The sequence below is a fragment of the Flavobacterium cerinum genome, assembly GCF_024496085.1.
Classification (GTDB): Bacteria; Bacteroidota; Bacteroidia; order Flavobacteriales; family Flavobacteriaceae; genus Flavobacterium; species Flavobacterium cerinum_A.
The window spans coordinates 2,534,850-2,560,772 of the sequence record NZ_CP101751.1 but is presented as its reverse complement, the minus strand read 5'-3'; the positions used below and the strand labels follow the sequence as shown (position 1 = coordinate 2,560,772).

Below are 25,923 nucleotides of genomic sequence, written 5' to 3'. Positions count from 1 at the left end.
CTCTAAAATATTTTAAACAACATTCGGATACTAAAAACGATTACCAGAAAGGCAACTGCCAATATTGCTGTTTTTTGTGGTAATTTCCCGGCAAGTCGTGCCGCTAATGGCGCTGCTATTGAACCTCCTAAAATTAAACCGATTACAATATACCAATGGCTAACGCCTAATGAAGCAAAAAAAGTTGCCGAGGCCGCGAATGTAACAAAAAACTCTGCCAGACTTACAGTTCCCACTACATAACTGGATTTTCTTCCTTTGGCTAATAAGGTAGAGGTTACAATTGGTCCCCATCCGCCACCGCCGAAAGCATCAAATAATCCTCCGGAAAATCCAAGTAAACCGGTGTGTTTTACTTTTTTTCGTGTGATTTTTTTTCGGAAAGCGATAATAACCAGCCGTATTCCAATGATCATTGTATAAGATGCCAATATCGCATACGTAATCGTTTCGTATTTATTGCCAAGATAAATCAGTAATAATGCTCCGAATATAGCTCCAATACTCCCCGGAATAGCCAGCCATAACAGTAATTTTTTATTGACATTGCCGAATTTATAATGTGAAAAACCACTGATTCCGCTGGAAAACATTTCGGCTGTATGGATACTTCCGCTTATGGCGGGTAACTTAATTCCAAATAACATCATACTGGTCGCACAAGTTACACCATAGCCCAATCCTACTGCACCGTCAACCAACTGGGCAAAAAAACCAACCAGAACCATTCCGTAAAAAGCCGGTGGTATTTCTTTTATATAACCGTTTAATTCATCGGCAGAAATAATTGTCGACAAACCGTATCCGAAGAAAACAGCCAGAAAAACAACGGTAATTTCAAATGTGAGCTCTTTGTATTTTTTTCCTTCTTTTTTATCTTCTTCTTTAGCCAAAACCTTTGTCGCTTTATTTAACGATTGTAATTTGGCCTGGATATCGCCTTTGTGTTGTTCCCGAAATGCGTTCAGGTTTTCAATACTTTCACTGATGTTTTCCGGAATTGCTTCTTCCAGATGTTCACGCAAACGACGCGCCAAGACCGGTGATTTTCCGTTGGTCGAAATCGCAATTTTAAGATAGCCTTTATTCACAATCGATCCAAGGTAAAAATCGCATAAGTCCGGTTGATCGGCTGCATTGACCAGAATTCCTTTATCATTTGCTTTTTGTTTAATTTCCCTGTTGAGTTCGGTATTGTCTGTTGCAATAATCAGGAAATCAGCGGTATTTAGATCCGAATCGTTAAAAGAGCGCTCCTTCACCTCTAAATACGGGTGTTTTTCCTGTAGTTTCCACAAACTACTGCTGATTTTCTGAGCGACAACGGTAAGTGTTGTCAACGGATTTTGACGTAATAGGGTTTCTGCCTTTTCAAGTCCGACATTCCCACCTCCTACTATCAGGAAGCGATAGGAATCACTTTTTAAAAATATTGGGAATAGGGTGTTTTTCATGACTTTTTGGTTTTTAAAAATAAGGTATGGAACAGGGAAAACCGGATAATATCACGATCATAATATTCTGTTCCGGAAACCCGTTGCTGGTACCAGTTCAGATAACCGGCCTCTACTGAAAAAGCAGGATTGATCCGGTAATTAATTCCGGCATAAATCCGGTTTTGATCAAACGTATTCTTAACAATCTTACTACCGGCATTCAGCAATATTTCTTCTTTAATTTTAAGCGATAAACGCTCTTCTCTGGTGTCTTTATTTCGCCATACCGGAATATCAAATCCCAATTGGTAGCGAAACCGAAAACTCGAAAAACGATATCCTCCGGTCAATTCATCGTTAGCAAAATCGTGAATAAAACGTGCTTCGGCCTTATATCGATGTGAAATGGTCATAAAAGACAATCTTTGTTTGTTCTCGAAGCCTAAATCCGGTCGCAATTCCGGCACCGTCAGATTACTTTCGGATTCCGGATCCTGCGGACTTTGTAAAAAATAGGTCATCCCGGCTGATGCAATCCAGTTTTCAATCAGTTTTCGTTGGATATTACTTCTGAAAACCAACTGATGTTGTGCCGTTGGATTGAAAAACTGCCGTTCCTGAACTTCACTGACCAATGCCCAGTTGTCATTAAACCGAATCGTATTATTATAGGTGTACCATATTAATTGTTGATTGGTCACCTTTTTTTGAGAAAACAGCATCATAGGGAATAACAAAAGGAAAAAGGCTATACTTCTCCGTGTTTTTTTAGTTGATTGAAAAATATTTCCTGAATGTAAAGTCCCCAAATGTTTCATCTTGTATTCGTTCTTTTATATACTGATCGAAAAGTATATCCAATTCCGATAGTATTTCATTTTCTGTTAATTGTTTTTTATATAGCTGATTTAACCGGTTTCCCAGTCTGTCGCCACCCAACATCAGATTGTATTGCCCCGGTCCGGTTCCGACCAAACCGATTTCTGCCAGATATGGTCGTCCACATCCGTTCGGGCAACCTGTCATCCTGATGCTGATTTCATCCTGATCCAATTCGTATTTTTTCAGAAAAGGTTCAATTTTAGTAACCAATTCCGGTAAATAACGTTGCGCTTCGGCCAAAGCCAACGGACAAGTCGGCAAAGCTACACAAGCCATTGAACTTTTTCGCATTGTGCTATCCTGTTCTTCGATTTTATATTTTGCGATCAGTTGTTCAACCTGTGTTTTAGCGCTAGCATCAATATTGCCCAGAATCAGGTTTTGATTACACGTAAAACGGAAATCCGAAAGCTGCAATTGCGCCAATTCATATAAAAATTCTTTCTGATAAGGTTTGATCACCCCATGTTCTACAAATAAGGTATAAAACCATTTTCCTTCGTGGTTTTCCTGCCATCCGTAACGGTCATTTCGCTCTGTAAATTCATATTCTTGTTCCGGTAACAGTTCAAAACCGATTCTGTTTTCCAATTCTTTTTTAAAATTTTCGACACCCAGTTTATCTACCGTATATTTTAAACGGGACAATTTACGATCACTTCTGTTTCCGTAATCACGCTGAATGGTCAGGATTTCATAGACTGCTTTTAGTGTTTTTTCTTCCGTATCGGTAAATCCGATTATCGTAGCCAATCGGGAATAGGTATTCGGATTACCGTGTGTTGTTGCCAAACCACCACCAATTGCGATATTAAATCCTTTCAATTTTCCGTTGTCAATAATAGCAATCAATCCGATATCATTTGCAAAAACATCCACATCATTTGTAGGCGGAATTGCAACGGCAATTTTAAATTTTCGCGGCAGATAACGATCCTGATATAACGGATCAGCTTCACCGGATCGTTCGTATATCTTTTCACCATCAATCCAAACTTCATAATACGATTGCGTTTTAGGCAATAACAACGTGGAAATTTTATCGGCATAATCATAAATCTCCTGATATAAAGGGGAAACCTGCGGATGTGAACTACAGATTACGTTACGGTTTACATCGCCACAAGCTGCAATCGAATCCAGTTTAGCCAATAGAAATCCTTGTATTGTAGGTTGCAACTGATGTTTTAACAATCCGTGTAACTGGATGGTCTGACGTGTTGTAATTTTCAGTGTACCCGTTCCGTATTCTTCAGAAATAGCATGAGTAGTCAGCCATTGATCAGCAGATATCACACCACCCGGAATACGTAACCGGATCATAAAGGAATACAATTTATCCAGTTTTTTTTCCGCTCTTTCCGTTCTTCTGTCCCGATCATCCTGAACGTACATACCGTGGAATTTGACCAAAGCTTCATCATCCGGCCGGACATTTCCGGTATGATTATCGGTCAGACTTTCTTTTAAAGTTCCCCGAAGCCCGTCACTTTTTACTTTTATCGCTTCAATCGGGGATAATTTATCATTACTCATATTCTTGATTTTATCATTTTAGTATACATCTTTCTGATAGCGACCTTCCGTTTCCCAGCTTTCCAGAATCGTTTTCGCTTCTTCCGTACTGACATTTTTTTCCGTTGCAATAATGTCCCGTAAGACCATTTCCACATCCGTACTCATCGGATCTTTTTGTCCGCAGATATAGAGATACGCTCCGTTTTCAAGCCATTTACAGACCTCTTTCGCTTTTTGTTTTAACCGATCCTGAACATAAATTTTATGTTTCTGATCTCTTGAAAAAGCGGTATCCAGATGTGTCAGTACACCGGTTGCCAACCATTCCTGTATTTCAGTCTGATAATAGAAATCGGATACAAAATGCTGTTCGCCAAAGAATAACCAGTTTTTACCTTCGGCTCCGGTAGCATCACGATGTGCCAAAAAGCTGCGAAAAGGAGCAATTCCCGTTCCCGGACCAATCATAATCACATCTTTATCCGGCTCCGGTAATTTAAAGTTTCTGTTTTTATGAATATAAAATGCTATTTCCTGATCTTTAGTAAAATCGGCCAGAAATTGCGAGCATAACCCGGTTTTAATCGTATTGTCAACCGTAAATGTATTTTTACTAACCGTAATATGAATTTCTCCTTCGTGGGCTTCAGCTGCGGATGCTATCGAATACAACCGCGGGGCAATCGGATGCAATAATTCCAATACAGAATCAAAAGAAACACCTTCTTTTATCGGGTATTTTTTTAGAATGTCCAGTAAATCCGCTTTATCTTCGGTAATCGTTATTTCAAATACTTTTGAAAGCGCATCGAGTGATTTTTTGGATAACCCTCTGCTATTTTTCGTAAGCAATTCGTTACTTCGCGCTTCTGCCTTTAGCAATACCGCAATCTCGAGTAGCTCTTCCCTCCTGTTTTCCGGATAAAAACCAATCGCATCACCGGGTTCATAAACAACCGGTTCATCCGTTTCAATTTCAATATGATGTGTTTCCTTTTTCGAATCCCGATCATTTAAGATTACTTTATGCCGTACAATTCCGGTATAATTTTTCTTTTCCACTACTGCTGCGGAAGTCACTGCTACCGAAGTCGCATTCCCGGTATTTATTGTCTGAAGACTATTTAATATTGCGGCAAACCAACTTTCTGCTACCGGTGTAAAATCCACATCCGCCTTTTGGAAAGGAACAGCTTGTTGCGCTCCGAGACGTTTTAATTGCTGATCAATATCTTCACCGGCTTTACAAAACAACGGATAAGACGAATCTCCCAATCCCAAAACAGCAAATCGGGTTTTAGCCAGATTAGCACTACTATTACTAATGTTATCAAAGAACTTGATTGCATTTTGAGGCGGATCACCTTCTCCCTGCGTACTCATAATCACAATCAGAAATTCTTCCTTATCCAGTTTTTCAACCGGATATTGAAAGGCATCGATTACTTTTGACTGAATTTTGTTCTTTTTCAGTAATGCCTGTAATTGCGAGGCCAGTTTTTTGGAATTTCCCGTTTCCGTTCCATAGATTATCGTTGGCTTTACCGTAACATTATTCGTTGTTATTTCCACCGGTTGCTGTACTTCTTTTTGGGCCAAAAGTCCCGCCAGATAACCATTCGTCCAGATAATTTCCTCTCGGGAAGACTGTCGGATCAGTTCTTTTAATACTTCTAATTTATTATCAGCTAGCATGTTGAAAATTGATTATATGGTTATCGAAATAAGATGCGTTTTTAGATTGTTCCCGGAACCAGGCAAATTGTTCGTGCAGCTTAACCACTTTACCTACAATCAATAAGGTGGGAACATATCCGAATTCCGGTAATTCCTTTGTTTTTAGTTCCTCAAACGAAAACACTCTGGTTTTTTGAAAAGGCGTTGTTGCCTGTTGAATCACTGCCAATCCTTTTTCCTTATCAACCTGATTCGCCAACAGATAATTGGCGAGTTGTTGCAATCGTTGTCCGCTCATATAGAAAACAAGAGTATCATCCGTTTTTCCCCAGTCGGTCCATTGTTCCGAAGTCACAGCTGACAAGTCAAACAGTGTCAGAAAACGTACACCACGAGACAATCCTCTTGCGGTTAACGGAATTCCGGTATAAGCAGCCGCACCGAAAGCAGCCGAGATTCCGGGTACAATTTCATACGGAATCTGATTGGCCTTTACGACCTCTAATTCATCCAACACATTAGAAAAAAGAGACGCATCCCCTCCTTTAAGACGTAGCACCAGTTTTCCCTGTCCGGCAAATTCCACCATAAGGGTATTAATGTCACTTTGCGGTGTATGAATTCCCTTCGAACATTGTTTTCCTACATAAATGATGATGGCTTCTTTTCGGGCATTATCGGCAATCAATTGCGGCGCTACCAAACGATCGGTCAGAATCACATCCGCAGTTTGTAAATAGCGTAATGCTTTTACACTTATCAAATCGGGATCACCCGGACCGGCACCGGCTAAAATGACTTTCCCTTTATTTTCTATACTCATTGTTTTTTTGCAATTTTTAATTAATACAATCCTTCAATTGACAGGTAACGTTCTCCCGTATCGTAATTAAAGGTTACAATTGTAGCTCCTTCCGGGATTTGCTGAATTTTACGTGCAACCGCGGCTAATGAAGCTCCTGTTGAAATCCCAACCAGAATTCCTTCTTCTTTAGCTACTTTACGGGCAAAATCAAAGGCTTCGTCTTTACTAACCTGAATAATTTCATCCAGTAATTCCGATTGTAATACAGACGGAACAAATCCGGCACCGATTCCCTGTAACGGATGCGGTCCCGGTTCTCCGCCGCTTAATACGGGTGATAATTCCGGTTCAACGGCAATCACTTTAAGTTGCGGGAATTTTGCTTTTAAAACTTTACCCACTCCGGTAATATGACCTCCTGTACCCACTCCGGTAATCAGATAATCTACTCCGTCAGGAAAATCATTGATCAACTCCTGAGCTGTTGTTTTTTCGTGAATTGCTACGTTAGCCGGATTATCAAATTGTTGCGGTGACCAGGCATTCGGAATTTGCGTAACCAGTTCATTTGCTTTTTCAATTGCTCCTTTCATTCCTTTTTCACGTGGTGTCAGTTCAAATTCAGCGCCGTAGATTTCCATCAGTTTTCGTCGTTCTACACTCATTGATTCAGGCATGACCAGAATAACACGATATCCTTTCACCGCTCCAACCAAAGCCAATCCGATTCCGGTATTTCCGGAAGTAGGTTCGATAATGACACTTCCCGGTTTTAAAATTCCTTTTTGTTCGGCATCTTCAATCATCGCCAAAGCGATACGGTCTTTAATACTGTTCCCCGGATTATTTTTTTCGAGTTTAATCCAAACGTTATTCCGTTCACCGAAAAGTTTTTGAAGTCGGACTACCGGTGTATTTCCTATTGTTTCTAATATGTTATTTGCTTTCATTTTTTCTTTATTTAGTTGTTCTTTTATATGACAAAATTGATTGGCTCCGGAAAAGAAGCCTGGCTTTTAATTACAATTTCACTTTTGTGATAGACAAGTGATTTTTCCGGTATCGATTGGGTTATCCATACATTTCCTCCGATTATAGCATCATCACCAATAATCGTATTTCCGCCCAAAATGGTTGCATTGGCATAAATAATTACATTATTACCGATAGTCGGATGGCGTTTTTGTTCGGCTTTATCCTTACTGACATTCAGTGCGCCCAGTGTAACGCCCTGATAGATTTTAACATCGTTTCCGATTATCGTTGTTTCACCAATTACAACACCGGTTCCGTGATCGATAAAAAAGCGCGAACCGATTATCGCTCCGGGATGAATATCAATACCGGTTTTTCCATGTATATATTCTGAAATTAACCGTGGAATTACCGGTACGTTACTTTTCCATAGCTGATGTGCCAAACGGTACACTGCTATTGCAAAAAAACCGGGATAGGCTGCCAGCACCTCATTTCTTGATTTTGCTGCCGGATCGAAATTAAAAATCGTATCAAGGTCGGCATTTAACTGACGGTGAACGGATTCCAACGATTCAAAGAAACTATTAACAACGGCTTTCGTTTCTTCCCCTTTAAGAACGCTTCGGATAATTTCTGCCAGTTCAGATTGTAATTCCTTTTCTTTTTTTAAAAAGGCGTTGTAATCATCTAAAGTGGTATCGATCGCAAAAAGCCAGTTAAAAAGAGCTTCTATCCATATTCCGGTTTTTATTTTATCGGGGATTCTATTGCTATTCTCCCTTTTATTTATTGTATAGATCGGATGTTCCATTACTTTAGGGTAAAAACATGACTGCTCCAACTGTATTAAAAGTAGTTTCATCGATCAGGATGGCACTTCCGTTTCTGGAATTCGCAATAAAAGAATCGAAGAACAATGGCTGACTCGAACGCAATGAAATCTGTCCGATATCATTTATTTTCAATTCACTGGTCGTATCAAATTCCCATTGATTAACATCCCATTTCCGATCTACCGTTTGAATTTTTACCCGTACTGTTTTAAAACGATGTTGTAACAGATAGGTTTTTCCGATTTGTAACGGTGTGTTATCCAACCAGCAAATCCAGGCTCTTAAATCATTTGAAGTCAATGGCAATGCCGATTTTTTAACGATTGTATCACCGCGGCTGATGTCAATATTATCAGCCAAATGAATGACTACATTATCACCAGCCTTCGTATTGTCAATTGTTTCCTGATGTTTTTCAATTTTTGTGATTTTGGTTTCTATTCCGGAAGGCAGAATTACGACAACATCACCGGCGGCATAATTTCCGCTTAACACTTGTCCGGCATAACCGCGGTAATCGTGATTTTCTTCATCCTTTGGTCGGATAACCCATTGTACCTGAAACCGCGCTTCAAGATTTTCACGGGTCGGAATTTCGATATGTTCCAAAGTACTTAATAAAGCATCGCCTTCAAACCACGGTGTATTTTCCGATCGGGTTACAATATTATCACCCACAAGCGCACTAACCGGGATATAGGCAATTTCATCGTATGTTAGTTCCGAACGGATGCCTTCAAAATCGGTCTTTATTGTATTAAAAACCGCTTCGGAATAGTCGACCAAATCAATTTTATTAACGGCAATTATTGCTTTTTTAATTCCCATTAACGATCCCACACTTGCATGTCGTTTCGTTTGCGTAGTAATCCCTTTTCGGGCATCGACCAGAATAATAATCAGATCGGAGTTGGAAGCGCCGGTAATCATATTCCGGGTGTACTGTTCGTGTCCGGGTGCATCGGCGATAATGAATTTTCTTTTGGAAGTCGCAAAATACTTATAAGCGACATCTATCGTGATTCCTTGTTCCCTTTCCGCACGAAGTCCATCTGTTATCAGTGATAAATCGATTTCGACATTATCCTGTTTCGTTTGCTTTTGCAAGATTCCCAGCTGATCCGTGTGAATACTGTCTGAATCATATAGTAAGCGCCCGATTAATGTACTTTTACCGTCGTCTACATTTCCGGCTGTTATAAATTTTAATGTGTTCATTTTCCTGATTTTTTAAGTGATTGGGTTGTTTTTAGAAATAGCCTTGTTTTTTTCGGTCTTCCATTGCCGCTTCCGATAGTTGATCGTCCAGACGGGTTTGTCCTCTTTCACTAATTCGTGTTCGGATAATATCATCAATAATATCCTGAATGGTTGATGCTTCCGAAGGAACAGCAGCCGTACAAGTCATATCACCGACCGTTCGATAGCGCACTTTTTCCACAACCACAGTATCGGTTGGCAAAGGCTGAATAAATTCAGATGTGGCAACCAGTTTATCCTGATGGACAATACATTCCCTATCGTGGGCAAAATAAAGTCCCGGTAATTCGATATTCTGTTGTTGGATATACTGCCATACATCTAATTCGGTCCAATTACTGATCGGAAAAACCCGAACATTATGTCCCTTTTGTATTTTTCCGTTTAGGATATCCCATAATTCCGGCCGTTGTAATTTGGGATCCCACTGACCGAAATCATCCCGCACAGAAAAAATCCGTTCTTTAGCCCTTGCTTTTTCTTCATCACGTCGGGCGCCACCAATACAGGCATCAAATTCATATTCCTGAATTGTATCCAGTAATGTATAGGTTTGCAATGCATTTCGGGACGGGAATCGCCCCGGTGTTTCTTTCAGATTGTATTTACGGATGCTCTCTTCTACCGATCCGACAATCAGTTTTTCTCCGATCGTATTGGCCAGGTAATCCCGAAAAGCAATCGCTTCCGGAAAATTATGACCGGTATCAATATGTACTAACGGAAAAGGAAATTTCCCCGGACGAAAGGCTTTCAGCGCCAGATGTACCAAAACAATCGAGTCTTTCCCTCCGGAAAACAAGAGCGCCGGTTTTTCAAATTGTGCAGCCGTTTCACGAAGAATGTAAATCGCTTCGTCTTCCAACTGTTTTAAATATTCTTTTGTATTGCTCATAATATCAATTTTAAAGGGTTCTTTTTTAACGGTGTAATCCACATTCTTTTTTGGAGGTTTCTTCCCACCACCATCTTCCGGCCCGGAAATCATCGCCTTCCTGTATTGCTCTTGTACACGGTGCGCAGCCAATACTTACAAATCCGCGGTCATGCAAAACATTATAAGGTATTCCGTTTTGTTGCACATACGTCTTAACTTCCTCTGTTGTCCAATGAAGTAACGGATTGTATTTATATAACTGGTATTGTTCGTCCCATTGCACTATTTCAAGACTGTTTCGATTAGGTGAATGTTCTGCTCTGAGACCTGTAATCCAAACATCGGCGTCTTTTAATGCTCTTTGCAGCGGTTCTACTTTTCGGATATGACAACATTCTTTTCGGAGTTCGGGACTTTCATAAAAAGCATTAATTCCTCTTTCTTCAACAAATGTTTCCAGATGATCCTGATAGGGATAATAGGTTTTTATCTTTTTGCCATACTGCAATAATGTCTTATCCCATGTGGCGTAGGTTTCCGGAAATAAACGTCCGGTATCCAATGTAAAAACTTCAATATTATCCAGATCCTGTGTGAAAACCGATTCCGTAATCAGCTGATCTTCTATACCGAAACTGGTCGAAAACACTATTTTACCGGTTGTATTTTCCGATAAAAGCTTCAGGTTTTCCCGAATATTTCCTCCCTTTTTCAGCGTATTGATTATTGTTTCTTTCATGTTTATTCTGTTTGTGTATTGTAAAATCCGGGTATAAAAAAAGCCCCTTGAAATCAAGAGGCTTTATACGCGGGTACTATTATATCTTACAGCAAATAATACGATAGGCGGCCTCTTGCGAAATTTCGCATACAACAACACATCATCATCATACAAATTGCAGATGTCGTTAGGATTGAAATCAATATTGTTGTTGTATCGGTCATTTTATTTTACTTGTATTATTTTGTTTACTTTTTGTTTTTTGGTTGGAACGGATCAAAAAAAAACTCCTCAATTGCCTGAGGAGTTTTTACTGATATTGAAAATGTTTACCGACATTAACGAATAGCAAGGCTCCTCTCATAATCTGAGCAGCACATACACATCGCAATAGATAAAACATAATTTGTCATTTGAATCATTCGTTTAGATGTTGCAAACTTATAACAATTTTTAAATATTTACCAAATAAAAAAACTTTTTTTGAAATTAATTTTTCTCATCCGGAACAAACTAATAATTCAAATCACTGCTAAAAATGCAATAAAGCTTACCCTTTTCGCTATTTTTATCATTTTTTAACAGTAAAATTCAATATCATTATTTTAAAAAAACGGATTGCTCTTCAATCAGAAATAAAAATTTATTCCTACATTTGTCCTGTTATGGCAATGATGTCTGCCTTGAACCGCCTTAAAAAGCTGATGACGTCTGTAAAACGGTTTATACCGCTATAGACTCATGTAATCAAGACAATTATGGACAAATATTCTTTTAAACAGCAAATTGCCAATTTTTCCCAACTTCCTTTATTCGCTTTTTTATTGCGTTGGCTTATACTGGCAACTATAATCGGTATATTAATCGGTTCCTTATCTGCCTTTTTTCTGACTTCGCTCGATTGGGTAACGGATTACAGAACAGCACATCCCTGGATTATCGCGTTGTTACCATTAGCCGGATTAATAATCGGTTTGAGTTATCATTATCTTGGCGAAAGCGTCGTTAAAGGCAATAATTTATTACTCGAGACCTTTCATTCGCCTAAAAAAATCATCCCTTTCCGTATGTTACCTTTGGTTTTATCCGGCACATTGCTAACCCATCTTTTTGGCGGATCCGCCGGACGTGAAGGAACAGCTGTACAAATGGGCGGTGCCATTGCCGATCGTTTTTCCCATTGGTTTAACCTTAACAAAGAAGACCGAAAAATTATGCTTATAATGGGAATCAGCGCCGGATTTGCTTCCGTATTCGGAACACCGTTAGCCGGAGCTGTATTTGCCTTAGAAGTTATGATTCTGGGACGCATCCGTTATGAAGCTATTTTACCCGGTTTTTTAGTCGCCGCCATTGCCCATTATACCTGTTTAGCCTGGCATATTTCCCATACTCAATATAGCATTCCTTTCGTTCCGGAACTGAGTCCGACTACCCTCTTGTGGACCGTTTTTACCGGTATCCTTTTTGGTTTAACAGCTCTGCTTTTTTCAAAAACAACTCACTTTTGGAGTGCTTTTTTTAAAGCTAAAATAGCTTTTCCTCCATTGCGCCCTTTTGTGGGTGGAATTGTTATTGCACTAGCCGTTTATAGCATCGGAACAACAGAATATATCGGTCTCGGAATTCCTACCATTCAAGCTGCTTTTCAAGATAATCTTGTATCCTATTCGTTTATTATAAAACTATTATTTACCACCTTTACGCTTGGCGCCGGTTTTAAAGGAGGCGAAGTAACTCCGTTATTTTTTATCGGCGCTACCTTAGGGAATGCTTTGTTTTGGTTTGTTCCGCTTCCGATGGCTTTGTTAGCCGGAATGGGATTTGTCGCTGTTTTTTCAGGAGCAACCAATACTCCTATCGCCTGTACACTTATGGGAATCGAATTATTTGGTGCGGAAAGCGGAATTTATATCGGGATTGCCTGTGTAACCGCTTATTTATTTTCCGGGCATACCGGTATTTATACATCGCAAATCATCGGTAGTCCGAAACATCATTTTTATCTTCGTTTAAAAGGTAAATCATTATCGGAAACCGAAAAAAAAGAAAATTTACGATCTTAATATCCATTCTTTAAAAAGAATACCGATTCATTAAGAATCGGTATTCCTGCCGTTTGCTACTTACGCCAATTTTTCTACAGCGGGGAAATCAACCGGAACTTCGGTTAATGCATATACATAGTTAGTGAATGATCGTAAGATTACAAATCCGATCAGCTCCATAACTGCAGCATTATCATAACCGGCAGCCAGGAAATCCTCTACTTTATCCGGATCTGCTTTTCCTTTGTTTTCCGCTACAGATTTTGCTAACTGAAGGACGGCATTCAGTTTGGGATCGTTTACACTTCCTCTTCTAAAATTTAGCGTTTCTTCTTTGGAAATTCCTTTCATACCGGCAATCAGGGTATGAGCGGCTAAACAGTAATCACAGTTATTAACTTCTGAAACAACCAGATTAATGGCTTCTTTTTCCGTTACAGTAAAAACGCCTTTATTTAATTGTTCTTCTAAACCTAATAAGGCTTTTAAGGCATTGGAAGAATAACCGATTGTTGCATATAGATTGGGTACTTTACCTAAACCTTTTTGTAATTGATCAAATATAACTTGTGAGTCCTGACTCACCTGATCTCTTGTTGGAACTTTTATATTGCTCATGATATTGTATTTTAAATGTTTGAATTAGTTCTTTTTAATTACCGGTAATTTTGATAATTCTTTTAGAAAATCACGGGTTTGATATACTTTACCGGCTAACATTCTAAAGTTAGTCAGTGCCGCCTCCGGTGCATCAATATTGGCTTCTTTAATGATCGCTCCCGCTGTTGCATCAAATATTACAGCTGTTTCAAATCCTTGCTCCAATAGTTCTCTTAAATGGGATTCGCTACATAAATTTGCGGCCATTCCGATTAATACTACTTTATCAATCTTTCTTTTTCGCAACTGTAAAACCAGATCATTTGTCTCCGGTCCGAAAATTTTATGTGGACTTGTGACGATAAAATTATCACCGCTGATATACTTCTTAAAAGGCGTGTACCAATCGGCACCGGATCCTTCAAAATGTTCTTCCCGAATCGGATTGGTTCTTTCAAACATTCCGTTAACGTGCATCATTTTTTCAACCGGACCTTCAAAGTGCCATTGATGATCGTGTTTATAATAGTAATGCGGCGATACAAATACCAACATATTTTTCTCATTCGCAGCTTTAAAAATCTGTTCGATATGCTCTTTTGTCTGATTTTTTTGAATACTTTCTTTAAAGATTCCCCATCCTTTACCCGTTTCACTAAAAAAATCATTCTGCGGATCGGTAATAACAATAGCCGTTCTTTCATCAATTGAAAATCCCGGATCCGGTAATTGTGCCTGAGCAAAGAAGGAACTAACTAATAGTAGTCCCGTTATTACTACTTTCTTCATAACATTTGTTTATTAATTTCTATGGTACAAAGTTAGGTTGGCCTTCAGGGCTATAAAATGCATAAAAAAGGCTATTGGATGGACAAATTTACCGTTGTGGTTCTTCCCGACTCATTTCTAAATACCAGTGGCGATACTTGCGTATGTTTTTTAAAAAAGCGACTAAAATAATATTCATCATTAAATTGCAGCCGGTATGCAATTTCCTTAATACTATAAGAAGTAAGATGAAGCATTTTTTTAGCTTCCAGTATAAGTCTTTCCTGTATTAACTGAGAAGGTGTTTTTCCAAAATAACGAACTGCTTTTTTACTTAGCGTATTGGGTGAAACAGCCAGTAAATCGGCATAATCATTTGGTTTATGCAATGTGAGATAATGCTCGTCCAATAGCAGACGGAATTTTTCCATTATAGCATCTTTCGGCAGATTTAATTCCTTATCATTCAATGATCTAAGTTTCATACTACTACATTTGGCTAACAATAGTTGTAAATAGGCTCTAATTACCATTTCTGATCTGTCCTTTCGCTCGAGTTCCTCTTTCATCTGCTCTATTAGTTGATACAAAGCCGTATGTTCGGTTTCAGAAATCGTGACCGAAGGTTCAATATAAATAGTATTAAAAAGCAGTCCGTTACAGGCTACTTCTTCCCGATGTGTTTCAATGCAATAAAAATCGGTGTGGAATCGCAAAAGCGTATAAGTAACCGGTGTTTCAGATTGTAAGTATATTGTTTGCATAGGTGTTGCAAACAATAGCATCGGTCCGGAAAATCCGAAGGACGAAAAATCGGCATGATACGTTCCTTTTCCCTTGTGAATTAAGAGTACCGCGTATTCCGGAAATTGAATCGGATCCGACAACAATCCGGTTTTATTCTGTTCCAATCCGATTAAATAATGTCCGTTTTCTGATACCATTTGCTTCATCCTAATACAATTTCAAATTCCGGTATTTTATCTAAACCGGAAGCCTGTTTCTTTGATGCGCAAGATTGAAAAACGATACTTTCAAAAAAATGGACAGATCGGCCATTCCGATAGATAAAACGTTATCCTAAAACAACGTAAAACACTAATAAACAACACTTAAAACCAAATAAAATCGGAACTAAAAAAATCGTATTAAAAATTTTATTTCCATTTTTTCAAAAAATAATTTGTTTAATTAAAAATGATTTCTATACCTTTGTAACATAATTCAGAACAATGAGCACTTTTTTTAACAATACTTGGTGGTGGAATTACTTACGTCAAACGTCGTGAGCGATACCTCCTATCTGTATTTTTAAAAATCAAAAATAGATAAAGGCCTGTCATCACGACAGGCCTTTTTTTGTTTACTTAAAATTCAATAATCATGAAAAAATTTCACTTACATACCCAATACAAACAAATCCTGGCAGATACAATTACCCCGGTAAGTATCTATCTGAAAATCCGTGATAAATTTCCAAATAGTTTACTATTAGAAAGCAGTGATTATCATACCAATACCAATAGTTTTTCCTATATCTGTTGTAATCCGATAGCCAGTATTAAAATCGAAAATGAAAATCTGATACAATCCTTTCCGGACGGAACACAAACAAATGAAACCTTATCTGACGGACACGACGTAGCTAAAACGGTACAAGAATTTGCTTCCCGTTTTGAATCGGAAAGTCACGGTTTTAAATTTATCAATAACGGTTTGTTCGGTTATATTGCTTATGATGCTGTGCGTTATTTTGAAAAAGTTGAAATCGCTAAAAAGCAAAATGATTTACAAATACCGGACATTTATTATGCTGTTTATCAAAATATTATTGCTATTAATCACTTTAAAAACGAAGCGTACATTTTTTGCCACAGTGTAGACAATCGTAACAATATCCCGGAAATCGAACAATTATTGCTTTCAAAAAACTTTGCCAGTTATGCTTTTGATAAAGAAGGAGATGTAACTTCTAATCTAACCGATGCCGAGTTTAAAAAGCAAGTCGCACAAGCGAAACAACATTGTTTTCGCGGAGATGTTTTTCAATTGGTTTTATCGCGTCGTTTTACACAGGCATTTAAAGGAGATGAATTTAATGTATACCGTGCATTGCGCAGTATTAACCCTTCGCCTTATCTGTTCTTTTTCGACTACGGCAACTTTAAAATCATGGGATCTTCACCGGAAGCGCAACTGGTTGTCCAAAACCGAAAAGCAGAAATTCATCCGATTGCCGGTACTTTTAAACGAACCGGAAATGACGAAACGGACAGCGCACTGGCCAAACAATTATCGGAAGATCCGAAAGAAAATAGCGAACACGTTATGTTAGTCGACCTGGCACGAAATGATTTAAGCCGAAACGGACATCAGGTACAGGTTGAAAAATACAGGGAAGTTCAGTTTTTTTCACATGTGATTCATCTGGTTTCAAAAGTTACCGGGCAATTAAATGATGCTACAACGACTATGCAAACCGTAGCCGCTACTTTTCCGGCCGGAACCTTAAGCGGCGCTCCGAAACATCGTGCCATGCAACTGATTGAAAGCATTGAAAATACCTCCCGAAATTTTTACGGCGGTGCTATTGGATTTATGGATTTTGACGGTAACTTTAATCACGCAATTATGATCCGTACTTTTTTAAGTCAGAATCACCAGTTACACTATCAGGCCGGTGCCGGAATTGTGGCCGATTCTTCGGAAGAAAGTGAAATGCAGGAAGTCTATAATAAATTGGGAGCGCTAACCAAAGCATTGGACCTGGCAACCACTATTTAAAACAAAATAAAGCTAAAAAGAACACACATGAAAAAGATAGTAGTCATAGATAATTACGACAGTTTCACTTATAATCTGGTACATTACCTGGAAGATCTGGACTGCTCCGTAACGGTTTTTCGCAATGATGAATTCCTGATGGATGAACTTAAGGATTTTGATAAAATAGTATTATCGCCCGGTCCCGGAATTCCTGATGAAGCGGGTTTACTAAAGGAAGTAATCCGAACATATGCGCCTACTAAAAGTATTTTAGGTGTATGTCTGGGCCAACAAGCTATCGGAGAAGTATTCGGAGGAAGTTTGATCAATCTTGAAAAAGTATATCATGGTGTCGCAACTCCGGTTACCATCACGGTTGATGACGAATCGCTTTTTGAAGGATTAAGTAAAAATATAGAAGTGGGACGTTATCATTCCTGGGTGATTAATCCTGAGAACTTTCCGACTGAACTGGAAATCACTTCCGTAGATGATTCCGGACAAATTATGTCACTCCGCCATAAAACTTTTGATGTAAAAGGCGTGCAATACCATCCGGAAAGTGTACTTACTCCTGAAGGGAAAACGATCCTGAAAAACTGGATAAAAAGCTAAAATCCAACAACATATAATTCTTAAATTAAGGGTTTCTAAAGTTGTATCACTTTAGGAAAGGGCCCGTCTTATACCTAAAAATCATGAAAACAATATTAAACCGATTAATAAATCAGGAAGTCCTTAGCCGGGAAGAAGCCAAAAGCGTTTTGGTTAATATCTCTAACGGACAATACAACCCTAGTCAGATTGCCAGTTTTTTAACCGTGTATATGATGCGAAGTATTACTATCGATGAACTGGCCGGATTCCGCGATGCATTACTGGATCTTTGTATCCCTGTTGATCTGTCAGACTACACTACTATCGATTTATGCGGAACGGGTGGCGATGGTAAAGATACTTTTAATATTTCGACATTAGCTTCGTTTGTTGTAGCCGGTGCCGGTGTTAAAGTGGCCAAACACGGAAACTATGGGGTTTCATCGATCTCCGGTTCCAGTAATGTAATGGAAAATCTGGGAATCCGATTTAGCAATGATAATTCGTTTCTGCAACAGTGTATCGAAGATGCCAATATTTGTATTCTTCACGCTCCTTTATTTCATCCGGCCATGAAAAACGTAGGCGGAATTCGTAAGGAACTGGCGGTGAAAACCTTTTTCAACATGTTGGGACCAATGGTAAATCCTTCCTTTCCTAAAAATCAGATGGTTGGTGTTTTTAGTCTTGAATTGGCTCGGATGTATGCTTATTTATACCAAAACACGTCGATTAATTTTACGATTCTAAATAGTTTGGACGGCTATGATGAAATATCATTAACCGGAAGTACCAAAGTGATTTCGAACCGAAGTGAACAAATACTGAATCCGGACGATTTTAACGTTAGCTTTCTTAATGCTAATGCCATAAAAGGCGGAACTACAGTAACCGAATCGGCACAACTTTTTCTGGATATTATTTCCGGAAAAGGAACCGAAGCCCAGAATAACGTGGTTTGTGCCAATGCTGCTCTTGCTCTCGCTACCGTTAATAATATTTCCATTACTGATGGATTCGGACTCGCGCAGGAAAGCTTACAATCCGGAAAAGCATTGGATAAATTAAAAAAATTACAACAATTAAGCACGAATTAAGATGACCATTTTAGATCAGATCATAGCCGATAAACGCCAGGAAGTTGCTTTAAAAAAGAGCATTATTCCGACTATTCAACTGGAAGCTTCTGCTTTATTCGAACGCAAAGTATACTCATTAAGTCGGAATCTCGAAAATAGTTCGTCCGGTATTATCGCGGAACACAAACGTCGTTCACCGTCAAAATCGGTAATCAATAATAATTATACTGTTGAAGAAGTCGTAAAAGGATATGAAACAGCGGGAGCCAGTGGTATTTCCGTTTTAACCGACGGCAAATATTTTGGCGGATCATTGGATGATTTAGTCCTGGCGAGAGCTTCGGTACATCTTCCGTTACTTCGAAAAGAGTTTATTATTGATGAATACCAGATTCTGGAAGCCAAAGCCTACGGAGCTGATGTGATTCTTCTGATCGCTGCGGTTTTATCATCGGCAGAAATCAAACAACTTTCGGAATTCGCACAACAAATCGGTTTAGAAGTTTTACTGGAAGTTCATAATGAGGCCGAACTTTTAAAAAGTCTGATGCCAAGTATTAACATGATCGGAGTGAATAACCGAAACCTGAAAAATTTTGAAGTCAGCCTGGATTACAGTAAAACATTGGCTGAACACATTCCAAAAGATTTTATTCGTATTTCTGAAAGCGGCATTCGTACACCGGAAGCGGTAAAAGAGCTTCGGAATTATGGTTATAAAGGCTTTTTAATCGGTGAAAATTTTATGAAAAGTAATGATTTAAATAACAGCATTAAAAATTTTATAAATCAATTGACTGTATTCTAATGAAAAATCGATTTTTAATCAAAATATGCGGTATGAAATATGTTGAAAATATAGCAGCTATAGCCCACTTACAACCGGACTATATGGGTTTTATTTTCTATAAAAACTCGGCGCGCTATTTTGATGGTCTTATTCCCGAAATACCAAAATCCATCAAAAAAACCGGTGTTTTTGTTGATTCCGATTTAAAAACCGTATTGGAAACCGTTAAGCAATATGATTTACAAGCGGTTCAGCTTCACGGAACGGAAACTCCGGAACTGTGTCTTGAAATACGAAGAAATACAAATGTGGAAATCATCAAAACCTTTTCTATTGATGCTGCTTTCGATTTTACACTGCTTCAGGATTATGAAACCGCTTGCGACTATTATTTGTTTGACACCAAAGGAAAGTTCCCCGGCGGAAACGGTTTTGCCTTTGACTGGAAAATTCTGGAGCGGTATCCATCCGATAAACCGTATTTTCTAAGCGGCGGTATCGGACCGGAGGATAGTACTGCCATTCTCCAATCCGGATTATCACCTTATGCTATCGACATCAACAGTAAATTTGAAACAGTACCCGGCCTGAAAGATCCACACTTATGTGAGCAGGTCGTTTTAAAAATAAGAAACAATGAAAACTAACACAACATATCACGCAGACAATCAAGGCTATTACGGAGAATTCGGCGGTGCTTTTATCCCCGAAATGCTTTATCCGAATGTAGAAGAATTACGCCAGCGTTATTTAAGCATCATGGAAGAAACTGCTTTCCAACAGGAATTTCAGCAATTACTAAAAGATTATGTCGGTCGCCCGACACCTTTATACTATGCCGAAAGACTTTCGCAGCACTATAAAACCCGGATTTATCTGAAACGGGAAGATTTGTGCCATACCGGTGCGCATAAAATCAACAATACGATCGGACAAATATTATTAGCCAAACGCCTTGGTAAACAACGAATCATTGCCGAAACCGGAGCCGGTCAACATGGCGTAGCAACCGCAACGGTATGCGCTTTAATGGGCTTACAATGTATCGTTTATATGGGCGAAATTGACATTCAACGCCAGGCACCGAATGTCGCCCGAATGAAAATGCTCGGCGCCGAAGTACGTCCGGCCACTTCGGGTTCCAAAACGCTAAAAGATGCTACAAATGAAGCCATTCGTGACTGGATCAACAATCCGGTAGATACGTATTATATCATCGGTTCGGTAGTAGGTCCACATCCTTATCCGGATATGGTTGCGCGTTTTCAAAGTATTATTTCCGAAGAGATTCAGCAACAATTATTCGAAAAAGAAGGTCGGAAAAATCCGGATTACGTTATTGCTTGTGTTGGTGGCGGTAGTAATGCCGCCGGAGCTTTTTATCATTTTACGGATGATGAAACAGTCCGATTAATCGCTGTAGAAGCAGCCGGAAAAGGCATTAATTCCGGAGAAAGTGCCGCTACTTCCGCTTTAGGTAAAACCGGTATTATTCACGGAAGCAAAACCTTACTGATGCAATCGGAAGACGGGCAAATTACCGAACCTTATTCTATTTCCGCCGGATTGGATTACCCGGGAGTCGGTCCGCTTCACGCCCATTTGTTTACCAGCGGGCGAGCCGAATTTGTAGCCGCTACCGATGACGAAGCTATGCAAGCCGGACTTGAACTTTGTAAAACCGAAGGTATCATACCCGCTATAGAAAGTGCCCATGCACTGGCGGTATTGAATCAACGCCAATTCGGAGCAGACGATATTGTTGTGATCAATCTTTCCGGTCGCGGAGACAAAGATCTGAATACGTATATCTCCTATTTCGGCTTTTAGCACAAACCTTTAATGACAAAAATTAGCATATGAATCGCATAACTCAAAAATTACAGGAAGATAAAAAGATATTGTCCCTTTATTTTACAGCCGGTTATCCCCATCTGGACGATACGGTACGTATTATTGAAACACTCGAAAAAAGTGGAGTCGACATGATTGAAATCGGTTTGCCATTTAGCGATCCGTTGGCCGATGGTCCTACCATACAGGCGAGTTCAACACAGGCATTGGAAAACGGAATGACCACACACTATCTATTTGATCAATTAAAAGACATCCGAAAAACAGTACGCATTCCATTATTAATCATGGGTTATTTTAATCCGATTATGCAATATGGCGTTGAAAATTTCTGTCGGAAATGTTCCGAGATCGGTATTGACGGATTGATCATTCCTGATCTTCCGATCGCGGTTTATGAAAAGGATTATCGAGCTATTTTTGAGCAGAACGGATTATTTAATATCTTTCTGATTACACCACAAACATCAACAGAACGCATTCAGCATATCGATACCATTTCCAACGGATTTATTTATATGGTGAGTAGCGCGAGTGTAACCGGAACTCAAAATACATTCGGACCAATACAACAGGATTATTTCGAAAAGATTGCAAAAATGAAGTTGAAAAATCCGCAGATAGTCGGATTCGGAATCAGTAATCGTGCGACCTTTTTACAAGCCACACAAGATCAAAAAGGTGCGATAATCGGCAGTGCTTTTGTCAATTATCTGAAAAAAAATCCAATTGAAAGCATTCCGGAATTTATCAAAAATATAGTTTAAATAAACATATTTAAAAAATTCATTTTAAAGTAATTAATCGATAAATATAGATTTTATCTATTATAATTATTTTCGGTTTAAACTTACAGAATCGGCAACCTAGACGTTGCCTTTTTTTGTTTTCAGAAGAGCCGTAAAAGTAACAAAAAAAATGATATTTCAGTTTTATTGATAGTACACTTCTTATTCCCTCTTTATTCTTTATTCTTTATTCTAATCTCGTTTCCCATCATCCAAAATTTAAAATTCATCATTTAAAATTTTCTTCCCTCTTTATTCTCGTTTCTTTTATCTAATCTCGTTTCTTTTATCTAATCTCGTTTCCCATCATCCAAAATTTAAAATTCATCATTTAAAATTTTCTTCCCTCTTTATTCTTGTTTTTTTTACCTAATCTCGTTTCCCTCCATTCAAAATTTAAAATTCATCATTTAAAATATTCTTCCCTCTTTATTCTTGTTTCTTTATTCTTATATCTAATCTCGTTTCCCTCCATTCAAAATTTAAAATTCATCATTTAAAACATTTTTCCTTCGTCTTCAATTTTGTTAAAATAACGTTAAATTAAAACTAAACAAACGTTTAATTTAAACAAGTGTTTAATTTTGTACCCGCATTTTAACCCAAATATGTGATGTCTGATTTTAATGATAAACAACAAGAGATTCTGCAAGTCGCAGAGAAGTTGTTTTCCGAGCATGGTTTTGACGGTACTTCCGTCAGAGATATAGCCAAAGCAGCCAACATCAACGTAGCCATGATCTCTTACTATTTTGGCTCGAAAGAAAAATTACTGGAAGCTTTGATTATAGCAAGAATATCCGGTTTACGATTACAGATCGAGAATTTACACAAAGAGAGTCTCACTCCTTTTGAAAAAATAGACAAACTCATTGAACTGTACATTACCCGAATCAATAAAAACAAAGGAATGTATCAGATTATTCATTTTGAGATCAGTTCCAAAAAACGGGAAATCAATTGTGAGTCATTCAATGAAGTAAAGCGATACAATTTAGAAGCATTGGAAGACATTATCAAAGAAGGTCAGGACAAGGGTGATTTTAAACCGAACATCAATGTTACACTGATTCCGCCTACGGTAATGGGTACTTATTTTCATTTTCAGATGAACCGTCCGTTTTATGTCGAAACGTTAGGACTGGATACGCCTGAAAAATATGATCATTACATCAAAAACGATTTAACAAAACACATACAAAAAACCATTAAAGCACTTTTAACCTATGAAGAATAGTTCCCTCTGGTTGGGCGCCTTCTTTCTGTTTGGTATTTTCACTGTGGAAGCACAGGAAAAGAAAATGGCATTAGAAGAAGCGATACAACTGGCTATGACACAAAGTACCGAGGCAAAACTGGCTGAAACCAAAGTAGCCACTAAAGCATTTGAAATGCAATCGGTAAAAAATCGTCAATATCCCGACCTGAAAGTTAGCGGACAATATCAGCGCCTGACCAATGCTGATGTGAATCTGAAACTGGGCGGTGGCGGAGAAGAATCCGGTGCGGCACCAAAAGTAAATCAATTAATGTTAGGACAAGCGAGTGCTTCCTTACCGTTGTTTTCGGGATTTAAAATTCAAAACAACATTAAGGTAGCCGAGAACTTGTATCAAGCCGAACAGTACACTTCCAAAAACATCAAAGAACAATTAGCTCTTAATGTAGTAAAACTTTATGTAAACCTATACAAAGCACAGGAAAGCACACAATTGATCACTGAAAATATTAAGAGTGCCGAACAACGTGTTAAGGATTTTCAAGCGATGGAAACCAATGGTCTTATCGCCCGAAATGATTTACTAAAAGCCCAATTACAGGTATCCAATTACAAGATTGCATTGGAAGACGCTAAAAAGAACGTCAACATTATTAATTACCAACTGGTCACTTTATTAAAATTATCAGAAGGTACTCAAATCGTTCCGGATGCTACAGCTTTCCAAAAAACGAATGCTTTAAATTCCAGTATAGAAGATGCGTTGACCGGAAGAAATGATTTGGAAGCTATCCGTTCGCAACAAAAAGCAGCTGATGCCAATGTAAAAATTGCTCAGGGAAATTATTATCCTTCCATTTCAATAATGGGTGGTTATATCGCTTTAGATCTTCAGAATGTAATGACGGTGACCAATGCTATGAATTTTGGAGTTGGCCTTTCTTATGATCTGTCTTCCATCTTTAAAAACGGAAAAGAAGTAAAAGCAGCAAAAAGTAAAGCACACGAAGCGGAACAAGCTGTTGAAATGATGACCGACCGTGTAAAAGTGGAAACCCAACAGGCAAACGAAAATTATCAGTTGGCACTAAAACAAAACAAAGTATATCTGGAAGCTGTTGAACAAGCTACTGAAAATTACCGTATTGTAAAAGATAAATACGATAATGGTTTGTCTGACACCAACGACTTACTGGAAGCCGACGTAGAACAATTACAATCCAAAATAAATCTGGCTTATTCCAAAGCCAACAGTATTGAAAAATACTACACAGCTCTTGCTGCCGGCGGTAAATTAACCACAACTTTAACACTCACCAAAAACTAATATTAATTTCTGCAAAGATCATGGAAAAGAAACCATCAAATAAAAAATTCATCATTGTTCTGGGAACCCTGGTTATTTTAGGTTCGGCTTACGGGATATTCAAATATATGCATGCTCAGGCCCACGAGGAAACAGATGATGCTCAGATAGAGAAAAACATGAATCCTATTATACCACGTGTATCGGGATATGTTGCTAAAGTATATGTAAAAGATAACGACTTCGTTAAAAAAGGTGATACCTTATTTGTTATCGACAACAAAGATTATATGGTTCGAGTTGAAGAGGCGAAAGCGGCTTTAGCCAGTGCCGAAAGCTCATTTGAAGTAAGCAAAGCCGATGTTAGTGCTTCGGCTGCGAATATTTCCATTTCAGATGCGACAATCCAGTCGAACGTAGGGAATATTGATGCTGCTAAAATCCGTTTGGGTCGTGCTAAAAACGATTTCGAACGTTATGAAAATCTGTATAAAAATCATTCGATTACCAAACAACAATATGAGCAGGCTTTAGCCGCTAAACAAGAAGCTGAAAAGCAGGTTGAAGTGTTACAACAACAACGTAATGCAAGTGCTCATCAACGTGAGGCTGTTGTTTCTAAAACCAATGTGGCCAACAAACAGACTTCTGTAGCTGCTGCCAACATTAAAAAAGCACAGGCCTCATTAGAAGCTGCTGAATTAAACTTAGGCTATACAGTAATTACCGCTGCCGTAGACGGTCAGGTATCCAATATTGATATCCAACCAGGCCAGATGGTACAACCGGGTCAGGCTTTATTCTATATCATCAATAATCAGGAAACCTGGGTTGTTGCTAACTTTAAAGAAACGCAATTAAACAAAATGCGTGAAGGACAAAAAGTGATCATCGTGGTTGATGCGTATCCGGATACTGAATTTGAAGGAGAAGTGAATTCATTCTCTCCGGCTACAGGAGCCCGTTTTTCAATTTTGCCTCCGGACAATGCTACCGGTAACTTCGTAAAAACGATTCAACGTTTACCTGTAAAAATTAAATTAACACCGAATAACGATCCTGAAAAAATAAAACTATTACGTCCGGGAATGAACGTAGAAGTAGATGTACACGTAAAATAA

Annotated in this window: 24 protein-coding genes and 1 riboswitch; of the genes, 11 read left to right on the top strand and 13 right to left on the bottom strand. The window is 38.5% G+C overall.

Features of this window, described 5'->3' with window-relative positions:
* Positions 1-2 precede the first annotated feature (2 nt).
* From NOX80_RS11455 to NOX80_RS11410, 10 genes are read right to left on the bottom strand one after another with little or no spacing between them, the layout of a single operon-like run.
* Positions 3-1,454: a TSUP family transporter gene (locus tag NOX80_RS11455; RefSeq protein ID WP_256549921.1), complete on the bottom strand. Its 1,452-nt coding sequence runs from the start codon at positions 1,452-1,454 to the stop codon at positions 3-5.
* Positions 1,451-2,161 (bottom strand): DUF2490 domain-containing protein, encoded by a 711-nt coding sequence (locus tag NOX80_RS11450; RefSeq protein ID WP_256549920.1) that lies wholly within the window; start codon positions 2,159-2,161, stop codon positions 1,451-1,453. Before NOX80_RS11450 ends, NOX80_RS11455 begins: the two co-directional genes overlap by 4 nt.
* Positions 2,162-2,204: 43 nt before the next feature.
* Positions 2,205-3,854, bottom strand: coding sequence for an NADPH-dependent assimilatory sulfite reductase hemoprotein subunit (locus NOX80_RS11445; protein WP_256549919.1), 1,650 nt, complete (start codon positions 3,852-3,854; stop codon positions 2,205-2,207).
* A gap of 18 nt (positions 3,855-3,872) precedes the next feature.
* Positions 3,873-5,531: a diflavin oxidoreductase gene (locus NOX80_RS11440; protein ID WP_256549918.1), complete on the bottom strand. Its 1,659-nt coding sequence runs from the start codon at positions 5,529-5,531 to the stop codon at positions 3,873-3,875.
* A complete protein-coding gene (gene cobA, locus NOX80_RS11435; RefSeq protein ID WP_256549917.1) occupies positions 5,521-6,336 on the bottom strand; it encodes a uroporphyrinogen-III C-methyltransferase in 816 nt (271 codons plus the stop codon). Before cobA ends, NOX80_RS11440 begins: the two co-directional genes overlap by 11 nt.
* Positions 6,337-6,356: 20 nt before the next feature.
* Positions 6,357-7,268, bottom strand: a complete 912-nt coding sequence (gene cysK / locus NOX80_RS11430) for a cysteine synthase A (RefSeq protein WP_256549916.1) — start codon at positions 7,266-7,268, stop codon at positions 6,357-6,359.
* A gap of 23 nt (positions 7,269-7,291) precedes the next feature.
* Positions 7,292-8,107 carry a serine O-acetyltransferase EpsC gene (epsC, locus tag NOX80_RS11425; protein WP_256549915.1) on the bottom strand — a complete coding sequence of 272 codons (816 nt, stop codon included), beginning with the start codon at positions 8,105-8,107 and terminating at the stop codon, positions 7,292-7,294.
* Between the two features lie 4 nt (positions 8,108-8,111).
* A complete protein-coding gene (locus NOX80_RS11420) occupies positions 8,112-9,347 on the bottom strand; it encodes a sulfate adenylyltransferase subunit 1 (RefSeq protein ID WP_256549914.1) in 1,236 nt (411 codons plus the stop codon).
* A 31-nt stretch (positions 9,348-9,378) separates the two neighbouring features.
* Positions 9,379-10,284 (bottom strand): sulfate adenylyltransferase subunit CysD, encoded by a 906-nt coding sequence (gene cysD / locus NOX80_RS11415; protein ID WP_256549913.1) that lies wholly within the window; start codon positions 10,282-10,284, stop codon positions 9,379-9,381.
* 25 nt (positions 10,285-10,309) lie between these two features.
* Positions 10,310-11,005 (bottom strand): phosphoadenylyl-sulfate reductase, encoded by a 696-nt coding sequence (locus NOX80_RS11410; protein WP_256549912.1) that lies wholly within the window; start codon positions 11,003-11,005, stop codon positions 10,310-10,312.
* A 640-nt stretch (positions 11,006-11,645) separates the two neighbouring features.
* Positions 11,646-11,708, top strand: a riboswitch (Fluoride riboswitch).
* Positions 11,709-11,745: 37 nt separating this feature from the next.
* Here NOX80_RS11410 and NOX80_RS11405 point away from each other — a divergent pair.
* Positions 11,746-13,053 (top strand): voltage-gated chloride channel family protein, encoded by a 1,308-nt coding sequence (locus NOX80_RS11405; RefSeq protein ID WP_256549911.1) that lies wholly within the window; start codon positions 11,746-11,748, stop codon positions 13,051-13,053.
* Between the two features lie 60 nt (positions 13,054-13,113).
* Here NOX80_RS11405 and NOX80_RS11400 read toward each other — a convergent pair whose 3' ends face one another.
* The 3 genes from NOX80_RS11400 to NOX80_RS11390 form a co-directional block, all read right to left on the bottom strand.
* Positions 13,114-13,653: a carboxymuconolactone decarboxylase family protein gene (locus NOX80_RS11400; RefSeq protein ID WP_256549910.1), complete on the bottom strand. Its 540-nt coding sequence runs from the start codon at positions 13,651-13,653 to the stop codon at positions 13,114-13,116.
* A 24-nt stretch (positions 13,654-13,677) separates the two neighbouring features.
* Positions 13,678-14,424, bottom strand: a complete 747-nt coding sequence (locus NOX80_RS11395; protein ID WP_256549909.1) for an isochorismatase family protein — start codon at positions 14,422-14,424, stop codon at positions 13,678-13,680.
* Positions 14,425-14,495: 71 nt separating this feature from the next.
* Positions 14,496-15,356: a helix-turn-helix domain-containing protein gene (locus tag NOX80_RS11390; RefSeq protein WP_256549908.1), complete on the bottom strand. Its 861-nt coding sequence runs from the start codon at positions 15,354-15,356 to the stop codon at positions 14,496-14,498.
* 430 nt (positions 15,357-15,786) lie between these two features.
* Between NOX80_RS11390 and NOX80_RS11385 the strand changes: the two genes are divergently transcribed.
* From NOX80_RS11385 to NOX80_RS11340, 10 genes are all read left to right on the top strand, one after another.
* On the top strand, positions 15,787-17,187 hold the full coding sequence (locus NOX80_RS11385; RefSeq protein ID WP_256549907.1) for an anthranilate synthase component I family protein: 1,401 nt from the start codon (positions 15,787-15,789) through the stop codon (positions 17,185-17,187).
* 27 nt (positions 17,188-17,214) lie between these two features.
* The gene (locus NOX80_RS11380; protein WP_256549906.1) at positions 17,215-17,784 is read left to right on the top strand and encodes an anthranilate synthase component II; all 570 of its coding nucleotides are present in this window, start codon (positions 17,215-17,217) and stop codon (positions 17,782-17,784) included.
* Between the two features lie 83 nt (positions 17,785-17,867).
* Positions 17,868-18,863: an anthranilate phosphoribosyltransferase gene (gene trpD, locus NOX80_RS11375; protein WP_256549905.1), complete on the top strand. Its 996-nt coding sequence runs from the start codon at positions 17,868-17,870 to the stop codon at positions 18,861-18,863.
* 1 nt (position 18,864) lies between these two features.
* On the top strand, positions 18,865-19,653 hold the full coding sequence (gene trpC / locus NOX80_RS11370; RefSeq protein ID WP_256549904.1) for an indole-3-glycerol phosphate synthase TrpC: 789 nt from the start codon (positions 18,865-18,867) through the stop codon (positions 19,651-19,653).
* Between the two features lie 32 nt (positions 19,654-19,685).
* The gene (locus NOX80_RS11365; protein ID WP_256549903.1) at positions 19,686-20,282 is read left to right on the top strand and encodes a phosphoribosylanthranilate isomerase; all 597 of its coding nucleotides are present in this window, start codon (positions 19,686-19,688) and stop codon (positions 20,280-20,282) included.
* Positions 20,272-21,465: a tryptophan synthase subunit beta gene (gene trpB, locus NOX80_RS11360; protein WP_256549902.1), complete on the top strand. Its 1,194-nt coding sequence runs from the start codon at positions 20,272-20,274 to the stop codon at positions 21,463-21,465. Before NOX80_RS11365 ends, trpB begins: the two co-directional genes overlap by 11 nt.
* A 29-nt stretch (positions 21,466-21,494) precedes the next feature.
* Positions 21,495-22,256, top strand: coding sequence for a tryptophan synthase subunit alpha (trpA, locus tag NOX80_RS11355; protein WP_256549901.1), 762 nt, complete (start codon positions 21,495-21,497; stop codon positions 22,254-22,256).
* Between the two features lie 634 nt (positions 22,257-22,890).
* Positions 22,891-23,514, top strand: a complete 624-nt coding sequence (locus NOX80_RS11350) for a TetR/AcrR family transcriptional regulator (RefSeq protein ID WP_256549900.1) — start codon at positions 22,891-22,893, stop codon at positions 23,512-23,514.
* Positions 23,504-24,823, top strand: coding sequence for a TolC family protein (locus NOX80_RS11345; RefSeq protein WP_256549899.1), 1,320 nt, complete (start codon positions 23,504-23,506; stop codon positions 24,821-24,823). Before NOX80_RS11350 ends, NOX80_RS11345 begins: the two co-directional genes overlap by 11 nt.
* Positions 24,824-24,843: 20 nt before the next feature.
* Positions 24,844-25,923, top strand: a complete 1,080-nt coding sequence (locus NOX80_RS11340) for an HlyD family secretion protein (protein WP_256549898.1) — start codon at positions 24,844-24,846, stop codon at positions 25,921-25,923.

Excerpts from the sequence above, each read along its gene's own strand:
- NOX80_RS11455 (WP_256549921.1), bottom strand. The coding sequence starts at position 1,454 with ATGAAAAACACCCTATTCCCAATATTTTTAAAAAGTGATTCCTATCGC.
- NOX80_RS11450 (WP_256549920.1), bottom strand. The coding sequence starts at position 2,161 with ATGATGCTGTTTTCTCAAAAAAAGGTGACCAATCAACAATTAATATGG.
- NOX80_RS11445 (WP_256549919.1), bottom strand. The coding sequence starts at position 3,854 with ATGAGTAATGATAAATTATCCCCGATTGAAGCGATAAAAGTAAAAAGT.
- NOX80_RS11440 (WP_256549918.1), bottom strand. The coding sequence starts at position 5,531 with ATGCTAGCTGATAATAAATTAGAAGTATTAAAAGAACTGATCCGACAG.
- cobA (WP_256549917.1), bottom strand. The coding sequence starts at position 6,336 with ATGAGTATAGAAAATAAAGGGAAAGTCATTTTAGCCGGTGCCGGTCCG.
- cysK (WP_256549916.1), bottom strand. The coding sequence starts at position 7,268 with ATGAAAGCAAATAACATATTAGAAACAATAGGAAATACACCGGTAGTC.
- epsC (WP_256549915.1), bottom strand. The coding sequence starts at position 8,107 with ATGGAACATCCGATCTATACAATAAATAAAAGGGAGAATAGCAATAGA.
- NOX80_RS11420 (WP_256549914.1), bottom strand. The coding sequence starts at position 9,347 with ATGAACACATTAAAATTTATAACAGCCGGAAATGTAGACGACGGTAAA.
- cysD (WP_256549913.1), bottom strand. The coding sequence starts at position 10,284 with ATGAGCAATACAAAAGAATATTTAAAACAGTTGGAAGACGAAGCGATT.
- NOX80_RS11410 (WP_256549912.1), bottom strand. The coding sequence starts at position 11,005 with ATGAAAGAAACAATAATCAATACGCTGAAAAAGGGAGGAAATATTCGG.
- NOX80_RS11405 (WP_256549911.1), top strand. The coding sequence starts at position 11,746 with ATGGACAAATATTCTTTTAAACAGCAAATTGCCAATTTTTCCCAACTT.
- NOX80_RS11400 (WP_256549910.1), bottom strand. The coding sequence starts at position 13,653 with ATGAGCAATATAAAAGTTCCAACAAGAGATCAGGTGAGTCAGGACTCA.
- NOX80_RS11395 (WP_256549909.1), bottom strand. The coding sequence starts at position 14,424 with ATGAAGAAAGTAGTAATAACGGGACTACTATTAGTTAGTTCCTTCTTT.
- NOX80_RS11390 (WP_256549908.1), bottom strand. The coding sequence starts at position 15,356 with ATGAAGCAAATGGTATCAGAAAACGGACATTATTTAATCGGATTGGAA.
- NOX80_RS11385 (WP_256549907.1), top strand. The coding sequence starts at position 15,787 with ATGAAAAAATTTCACTTACATACCCAATACAAACAAATCCTGGCAGAT.
- NOX80_RS11380 (WP_256549906.1), top strand. The coding sequence starts at position 17,215 with ATGAAAAAGATAGTAGTCATAGATAATTACGACAGTTTCACTTATAAT.
- trpD (WP_256549905.1), top strand. The coding sequence starts at position 17,868 with ATGAAAACAATATTAAACCGATTAATAAATCAGGAAGTCCTTAGCCGG.
- trpC (WP_256549904.1), top strand. The coding sequence starts at position 18,865 with ATGACCATTTTAGATCAGATCATAGCCGATAAACGCCAGGAAGTTGCT.
- NOX80_RS11365 (WP_256549903.1), top strand. The coding sequence starts at position 19,686 with ATGAAATATGTTGAAAATATAGCAGCTATAGCCCACTTACAACCGGAC.
- trpB (WP_256549902.1), top strand. The coding sequence starts at position 20,272 with ATGAAAACTAACACAACATATCACGCAGACAATCAAGGCTATTACGGA.
- trpA (WP_256549901.1), top strand. The coding sequence starts at position 21,495 with ATGAATCGCATAACTCAAAAATTACAGGAAGATAAAAAGATATTGTCC.
- NOX80_RS11350 (WP_256549900.1), top strand. The coding sequence starts at position 22,891 with ATGTCTGATTTTAATGATAAACAACAAGAGATTCTGCAAGTCGCAGAG.
- NOX80_RS11345 (WP_256549899.1), top strand. The coding sequence starts at position 23,504 with ATGAAGAATAGTTCCCTCTGGTTGGGCGCCTTCTTTCTGTTTGGTATT.
- NOX80_RS11340 (WP_256549898.1), top strand. The coding sequence starts at position 24,844 with ATGGAAAAGAAACCATCAAATAAAAAATTCATCATTGTTCTGGGAACC.